This window comes from Moorena sp. SIO2C4 (assembly GCF_010672485.1).
Classification (GTDB): Bacteria; Cyanobacteriota; Cyanobacteriia; order Cyanobacteriales; family Coleofasciculaceae; genus Moorena; species Moorena producens.
The window spans coordinates 1-6080 of sequence record NZ_JAAHGN010000428.1 but is presented as its reverse complement, the minus strand read 5'-3'; the positions used below and the strand labels follow the sequence as shown (position 1 = coordinate 6080).

Sequence of the window (6080 nt, the reverse complement as noted above, 5' to 3'; positions counted from 1 at the left end):
CCAACAATGCCGTAGGGGCATTACCAATCACAAAAATAGCCCCTGGAAACTGCTCAAAACATCGGAGTAAACCTGTTTCCGTGCGCGTCTTTCCTGGCAGAGCTACTGGTGCCTGGTCTACTGCGATGATCAGTGGATTACCAAAGGTTTTTGCCACCATACTGGCTATCCCCTGTTTGACCATTCCGACATCTGTAACAATTGGTGCTCCCTGCCGCAGTGCAGAAATACCAGATGCGATCGCATTTTCACTAAACCGAAGCAGTTGGGCAAATTCAAAATCAGCCGTACTATGGATTACCCTGCGCACAATAGCATACTCAGCTCGATTAAACTGATGCTCCCCAATCTGTTGGTCAATAATGGCAAAACTTTGCTCCATAATCGGATGCATCGACAATGCTTTCATCTCAATCCCCAACCCATACTCTGCTCCAACTTAAACACTCAGCACGCTACCCACTCAAAACTCCAAAACTGGCCATTCCGGTTCCCGCAAGAAGCGCATCATATTGTCAAACTTCCTTAATTGAGCCTGCCTAATCGATAGTACACTCCCTTCTACTTCTAGGGCTTGGCCACTTAACTCGAATAGGATATTGCTAATGCGATCGCTATCCAACTCCTGGGGGATATCTCCGAAATATCCTAGAGTGATGTGAGCCGTAAAATGGTATTGCTGTTCAATACCTAGAGCCATTAAATCAGAATTTTGATAAATACACCGACGCAGTTGCGCAATCCGATTGTATGCCTGTTCATCCTTGGGCGCTAGACATACACCAATCGCTCTGGGCATGACCATTAAGCCCAACAGCTGCCAGCTAATGGGATTACCACCATTTGCTAAAGACGTTTCCTGGCTGATACCGACATACTTGTCGAAACTTGCCTGTATCGACTGAAGCAGTTGAGTTTCAAACTGTGGATTTTCAGCCGTGGCATCTCGGTAAGCATTTTCCCAAATCAAGTCAGCCAGGGTTAAATGAAAACTATCCGGGGGTATGGGTACCATTAAACCCGGGTCTAGTTGCTGGATCAGCTCTTTTTGGAGCTGCTGCATGTTATTATAGAATGTTGAATTATTCGTCTCTTCCTCCCAAGGTGGTGTGATTACAGTGTAACCAGGAAAAGGGGCAGGCTCTCTGCTGCCATTAGGGAGACGTTTAAACTTGGGTGACTCTTGGATATTGAGTAACTGCGATTGATAGGTTGCGGTTAGGGTCAGCCGTGTGACCCGATTTAGATAACTTTGATATGTATCGTCCAATTTTGCCCCCTTACGTGTTCTGATATGGGAATTTACCAAAAAGCGATGGTGAAAGCCCCTGTCTTTTAAGCAGGGGATGAAACCGAGCGAGCCCTCACAGCCGACACATTTATGTGTCCTGTTTATAGTATAATGAGTAATTAGCGAGGAGGTGATCCAAGTGTACGGCTGTCAGCAAGTTTTATTGAGTCCAGATCTTGAGTTATTGGCAATTCTCAACTTTTTATGCACACAATCTCAGAGATTGACAAACATGGGCATCTACTTTGCCCGTCAACTCTACTTTAAAGCTAATCGCTACATCGACAAGTTTGAGCTAGAAAAAGAATACAAGAGGTGCGACCCGTGGCGAATTTAATTCGCCAACGGAAAGCGCACCTAACCAATCGTCACTATAAGGCACTTCACTCCCAAGCAGCACAACAAATACTTCGTTCAGTGTACGAGTCCTTTAAATCCTACAAAGAATTGATTAAAGCATACCGAGAAGGGAAGATTGAGACTAGACCAAGACTGCCCAAGTATAGAAAAAAGGGAGGTTTGGCATTGGTCAGTTATCCCAAGCAAGCCTTAAGATTAATAGATGGAAACATAAGAATACCATTGGGCAGACAAGTAAAGTGCTGGTTTGGCATTGATAGTTTTAGATTACCTCTTCCTAGCAATATTAAATTTGATGACATCAGAGAATTAAGAATACTGCCAAGGAATAGATGTTTCTATGTTGAGTTGGTTTATAACAAAGGAATAGAAACACCAAGTGTAGAAATAAATAATGTACTTGGTATTGACCCAGGATTGGATAATTGGCTAACCTGTGTTTCTAATGTAGGAACTAGCTTTATTATTGATGGTAAGCACATCAAATCGATGAATCGTTGGTATAACAAACAGATATCAACAATCAAACAAGACAAACCACAAGGATTTTGGTCTAACCACCTAGCGGCGATAACTGAAAAACGTAACCGTCAGATGCGTGATGGAATTAACAAAGCCGCAAGACTGGTTGTCAATCATTGCTTGGAAAATCAAATTGGTCGAGTAATTTTTGGTTGGAATAAAGGAGGCAAACATGAGATAAGGCTAGGCAAAAAGACTAACTCGGAGTTTGTGCCAATTCCTACAGCTAGACTCAAAGAAAGAATTGCTCAGCTTTGTCAACAGTATGGAATCGAGTTCATAGAAACAGAGGAAAGTTATACCAGTAAAGCATCGTTCTTAGATGGTGACTATCTGCCAAAATATGGTGAAAAACCCGATGATTGGAAACCGTCAGGGAGAAGAACTAAGCGTGGTTTATACCGAACCACAATGAATTGGTATGTCAATGCGGATTGTAATGGTGCTGCCAATATAATACGTAAAGTAAGCAGAACGCTAGGTATTAGCCTAGACCGACTGGGTAGGGGCGTTTTGACTCGTCCCCACAGGGTTGTCCTGTGGTCAGTTAATAAGAAAACAGCGTGGAGTGACGTGGATTCATCCCGTCACGAAACATCCTTATTAGAATCCCCCGTCATTTATGCGGGGGAGTAGTCAACTCTATTGGGGAAAGGATGACTTTGCCATGGCTCAAGCCGTGGACAAACTGCGTCGATCCTTAGTTGACCCCAACTGGGCTAGTTTTAACTATGACAAAATTTCCCCAGACCAACCAGATGCTGTAATTCAAGCCTTGAATCAAGTAATGACTCCTCCGTTTGGCATCGGTGGACGTCTAGTGTGGTTAGTCGATACAACCCTGTGTCAGCAATGTTCGGACAATTTACTGGCAGAATTAGAGCGTACTATACCAGTCATTCCTAAACACTCCGTTTTGTTACTAACTACCCCCCATCGACCAGATCCACGACTCAAGTCCACGAAATTACTGCAACAGTACGCCCAGATTCAGGAGTTTGCTCTGATTCCCCCCTGGAAGACCCAGCAGCTGCTCAATCGGGTCAAGTCCTACTCCGTTGAATTTGGGGTCAAACTAACCAATAGTGCCGCTGAACTCTTAGCCGAATCCGTTAGCAATGACACCCGACAGTTATTCAACGAACTGGAAAAATTACGACTCTACGCGCTGTATGATAGCCAACCCTTATCAGAAAGTACCGTTGCCACCCTGGTAGTGGCTAATACTCAAAATACCTTGCAACTGGCAGAGGCGATTCGGCAAGGGGATGGGGCAAAAGCCTTGGAGTTGTTGGCTGCCTTGATCAACCACAATGAACCTCCTTTAAAGATTGTCGCTACCTTAATTACCCAGTTTCGTACCTGGTTGTGGGTGAAGTTGCTGGTCAGTGAGGGGGAAACCGATCTAAATGCGATCGCTAACACTGCCAATATCAATAACCCCAAACGAGTTTACTTCCTCAAACAAGACGTGGAGTTCCTTTCCCCCAAGCAACTCATCTCCACTCTGCGCGTGTTGCTGGAGTTAGACCTCAACCTCAAAACCGGAGCAGACCCCCTTTCAACATTACAAACTAAGGTGATACAACTTTGTGAAATCTTTAACAGTTCAAGAGTTTAGAACCGTCAGTGGCTTCACCCAGGCTAGCTAAAAGGATTGAAGGTTAAATTCTTTTTATACTCATGCTTCATATTTACCAAGTAAGCATTCAGCCGTCAGCCGTGAGCTAAAAGCTCACGCTACTTGAGGTGCCGTCAGCTTATTTTATTTAAAAGCATCTCCAGTAGCCTGGCCAAAAGCCCAAAGCTGATAGCTGATAGCTGATAGCTGATAGCTTACATTCCCAATCCCCAGAATATCTTGCCTTATGAGGAACTTACCACCCATAAATTAATTCACATTAAACTAGCCCTTAGTGGTTTTGGTTATTGTTTGTTTTGATCATAATCTATCATCATGCTCACTGCTAACTCTCTAAAACTTAGGTTGACCCAACTTTTCTCCCAATCTCTCCTTGTGGGAGGACTTACTGCTATTAGTTTGCTCTCTGGATTTATCCCTGAGCTTTCTGAAGACTCTTATACCCTTGTGATTAGAACTTCAGCCTATGCTCAAGATGTCACCTCTGACATTAGTCCTAATGACGTCACTCAATATGCTGAAGTTCTATTACAAATAGAGCCTATTCGCGCATCTGCCTATGAAAAAATCACCACAATCCTAGGAGAGCAACCAGAAATTTTCTGCGATGACTCCGACAGCATCAATAAGCTGCCCTCCACCGCCCAAGAGATTGCTCAAGATTACTGCCAACAGTCAGAGGGAATTGTTTCTAAGTATTTTCCCGAAGGAGGAAATAAACGATTCAACGAAATTACTATTCAGATGCAAGATAATCAAAGTTTACGGGAACAGATTCAAAGTGAATTAGTGCGTATTCAACAAGCCAAATTTGACGCTAGCTTTTAGCTGGGGATAGCTCGAATCATCAGCCACTTATTCCCTTGACCCATAAGTTAAACCATAACGTCAACCATAATTAAATCGTTTTGGGAAAAGCGTAAGGGTCTCAACGTTCCTCTTGGGCAAGCAGTAAGACGAGTTGCACACCTGGGAATTATCAATCAAGTTTAGACCTATAGTGGTATAGTTACCTTGAAAACAACCATAATAGCTAGCCACTAGTAATAGTAAAAAATAGGCTAATCCAGCTTTCGGCTAGCCACTGCAGGTCGCTTATCTCCCAGAAAACGGCTAATGAACAAATTTATCTATCCCTTGGGATGGCTTGCCGGAATGATAGTGGTTTTGGTTGGATGTTCTTCCAGTCCAGACCCTGACCCCACCGCAGCTATCCCCACAGTAGCGTCAGATGCAGTAAAGAGTCAGGAATTGAAGAATTACGCCAAAGCTGTTCTGGCGATCGATCAAAATCGTCAAGGTGTCTATGAGGATATTCAGGAATTAACCAAAGACAAAGACAAGATAGTTCCTGAAATTAACTGCACCCAAGTAAAAACCATCGCAGGTCTACGTCGAAATATCCAAGATCTGGCTGTAAACTACTGTAAGCGCTCGAAAACCATTGCTGAAAGTCATGACTTGACCATATCTCGATTTAATTCCATTACCGTTAGCGCCCAATCGGATCAGAAGTTACAACGGCGCATCCACAATGAACTAGTTCGCTTACAACAAAATTGACAATATGTCAAGCTTGTAGGGTGGGCAAAAGCGGTCAGCGGTCAGCGGTCAGCGGTCAGCGGTCAGCGGTCAGTAGTCAGTAGTCAGTGGTCAGCGGTCAGTAGTCAGTGGTCAGCGGTCAGCGGTCAGCGGTCAGCGGTCAGCTTAAAATAAACCTCATTTGGGATAATTTAATAGTTCGAGATGTTACATAATTGAAAGTTTGGGGATTTACCAAAAAATTTGGGTTTAAAGCCCCGTCCTTATAGGAGACGAAACCTTAGAATTTTGAAGCCTTAATTAATAAGTTTTAACCCTTCTGCTCATAGCCTGCCCCCTTTAAAGGCTTCTTTATTCTTACGGTAACTTCTAGGGACGGCTTTTTTTGAAATTAAGACTTGACGGTTTGATCGCATCGTGTTAAGATAAAAAAAAATAATGTTATAGATAAACATGATCTTAAAATAAGTAGATGATGTAAAAAATAAGCTAAGATATCAGCTTATTGCATAATCAAATTCTTAGATTTGGATATCTACGAAAACATAAGATCAAGAAAAAGTTTATCTAACTTGTTAACTAGATTAGGTACGGTGGGGTTAGAAGTTACCGTATTCAGAGGGTCGCCTTTATAGTTAGTCGGCTATGAGTAAAAAGTTTTAACCTTTTTGATTAAGGCGACCCTCTGATAAGGTTTCGTTTCCGGCACACCGAAACCTGGGA

The 6080-nt window shown here is 43.0% G+C and carries 6 protein-coding genes and 1 pseudogene; 4 read left to right on the top strand and 3 right to left on the bottom strand.

The genetic code is table 11. The features are described 5' to 3' along the window. Both F6K20_RS20990 and F6K20_RS20985 read right to left on the bottom strand, forming a co-directional pair. Positions 1–409 (bottom strand): precorrin-8X methylmutase (locus tag F6K20_RS20990; protein WP_287295917.1); only part of this gene is annotated, 409 nt, incomplete at its 3' end. Positions 410–463: 54 nt separating this feature from the next. Continuing rightward, entirely contained in the window at positions 464–1270 is an 807-nt protein-coding gene (locus F6K20_RS20985) for a DUF1868 domain-containing protein (RefSeq protein ID WP_044493066.1), read from the bottom strand. Between the two features lie 160 nt (positions 1271–1430). Between F6K20_RS20985 and F6K20_RS20975 the strand changes: the two are divergent. Together F6K20_RS20975 and holA are read left to right on the top strand one after the other, a co-directional pair. After that, positions 1431–2809, top strand: a pseudogene (locus F6K20_RS20975) (RNA-guided endonuclease InsQ/TnpB family protein). Continuing rightward, entirely contained in the window at positions 2796–3794 is a 999-nt protein-coding gene (gene holA, locus F6K20_RS20970; protein ID WP_287295916.1) for a DNA polymerase III subunit delta, read from the top strand. The pseudogene F6K20_RS20975 and the gene holA overlap by 14 nt, the downstream one beginning before the upstream one ends. 144 nt (positions 3795–3938) lie before the next feature. On the opposite strand, the gene F6K20_RS20965 is transcribed toward holA, so the two are convergent. Next, on the bottom strand, positions 3939–4061 hold the full coding sequence (locus F6K20_RS20965) for a hypothetical protein (protein WP_008183849.1): 123 nt from the start codon (positions 4059–4061) through the stop codon (positions 3939–3941). A 69-nt stretch (positions 4062–4130) separates the two neighbouring features. On the opposite strand from F6K20_RS20965, the gene F6K20_RS20960 reads away from it, so the two are divergent. Beyond that, complete coding sequence (locus F6K20_RS20960; RefSeq protein WP_008183846.1) at positions 4131–4643, top strand: DUF4168 domain-containing protein; 513 nt, start codon at positions 4131–4133, stop codon at positions 4641–4643. A gap of 288 nt (positions 4644–4931) precedes the next feature. Further along, on the top strand, positions 4932–5378 hold the full coding sequence (locus tag F6K20_RS20955) for a DUF4168 domain-containing protein (protein WP_008183844.1): 447 nt from the start codon (positions 4932–4934) through the stop codon (positions 5376–5378). Positions 5379–6080 lie beyond the last annotated feature (702 nt).

Excerpts from the sequence above, each read along its gene's own strand:
- F6K20_RS20965 (WP_008183849.1), bottom strand. The coding sequence starts at position 4,061 with ATGGGTGGTAAGTTCCTCATAAGGCAAGATATTCTGGGGATTGGGAAT.
- holA (WP_287295916.1), top strand. The coding sequence starts at position 2,796 with ATGCGGGGGAGTAGTCAACTCTATTGGGGAAAGGATGACTTTGCCATG.
- F6K20_RS20960 (WP_008183846.1), top strand. The coding sequence starts at position 4,131 with ATGCTCACTGCTAACTCTCTAAAACTTAGGTTGACCCAACTTTTCTCC.
- F6K20_RS20955 (WP_008183844.1), top strand. The coding sequence starts at position 4,932 with ATGAACAAATTTATCTATCCCTTGGGATGGCTTGCCGGAATGATAGTG.